This is a genomic window from Mesorhizobium sp. WSM4844, from assembly GCF_055811775.1.
Genome location: NZ_JBVVQB010000149.1, coordinates 1 through 1,201, shown reverse-complemented (window position 1 = coordinate 1,201; position 1,201 = coordinate 1). Strand labels below are relative to the sequence as shown.

The 1,201-nt window shown below is 64.3% G+C and carries 1 protein-coding gene; it reads left to right on the top strand.

Annotated elements, in window-relative coordinates; genetic code table 11:
* The first annotated feature begins 63 nt into the window (after positions 1 to 63).
* A complete protein-coding gene (locus tag AC0L2A_RS36175) occupies positions 64 to 1,044 on the top strand; it encodes an IS5 family transposase (RefSeq protein ID WP_473612962.1) in 981 nt (326 codons plus the stop codon).
* The last annotated feature ends 157 nt before the right edge of the window (positions 1,045 to 1,201 follow it).

Here is a 1,201-nt window from a genome sequence, read left to right as displayed (position 1 = left end):
GAGGGCTTTGCACAGAATCGGATTGGTGATTCCGTGGGCAAGGAAGAGAGGGAGATGATTTGGATGGTCGATCGTGTTCTTGGTCAACTGAGTCTGGCGGACGGGCTGGCGTGGTCGGATACGACGCAGCTCGACCAGATTGCGACCGTCATCGACTGGATGCCGATCCGGGCACTTCTTGGTCAGCGCAGCGGGCCGGGCAAGGGCAACACCAGCTATCCAGCCGAGACATTGCTGCGCTGTCTGTTTTTGGGCGTGTGGAACAATCTCAGCGACCCCGCCCTTGAGATGCAACTGCGCGACCGGCTGTCGTTCCGCCGCTTTGCCGGCTTCAGCCTGTCGGACCGCACGCCGGACCATTCGACGCTGTGGCGCTTCCGCGAAGAGCTGAAGCGCGACGGGCTGATTGATCGGGTGTTCGAAGAGATCACCCGGCAGTTTGAGCAGAAGGGCCTGATCCTCAAGCGCGGCACGCTGATTGATGCATCGTTCATGCGGGCCGCCGCCCGCCCACCGGCGAAGCCGAAGAAGGGTGAGGAGACGTCGGCGCGGCCATCGGCCGACCCCGATGCGCGTTGGGGACGCAAGGGCAAAAAGTCCACGTTCGGCTATAAGGTGCACAACGGCGTCGACGAGACTCACACGCTGATCCGGCGGATGCACTTCACCGATGCTTCGATCACCGACACCGAGCCGGCCGACAGGCTGATCTGCGGCGACGAGGCGGCGGCCTATGGCGACCAGGCCTATTACACCCATGCCCGGCATGCCCGGCTCAAGCAGGCCGGCATCAAGGACCGGTTGATGCATCGGCCCAACAAGCACCATCCGCTGACGCCGCGCCAGAAGCAGCGCAACCGCCTGATCTCCAAGGTGCGGGCGGCGGTGGAGCGGCCGTTTGCGGTGTTCAAGCAGCGCTACGGCATGCGGCGGCTGCGCTTCTTCAACCTGGCGACCAACCGGACGCAGTGCGTGCTTGCCGGCTGCGCCTACAATCTGCAACGGGCGGCCGCCGTCCTCTTCCCGGTGAGGAAGCCGGCATGAGGGGGCGGAGTCTGCCCAAAATCCGCCGAGGGGGGGCCAATTGGGCCCCCGAGGCGGGCAAAAATGCCCTGCAACCGGGCCAATGTGGCCTGATTGCGTTTCAAAAAACGCCCCATGCGCCATCTGCGTCAAACTTCGGCCCCCGTGCAAAGCCCTC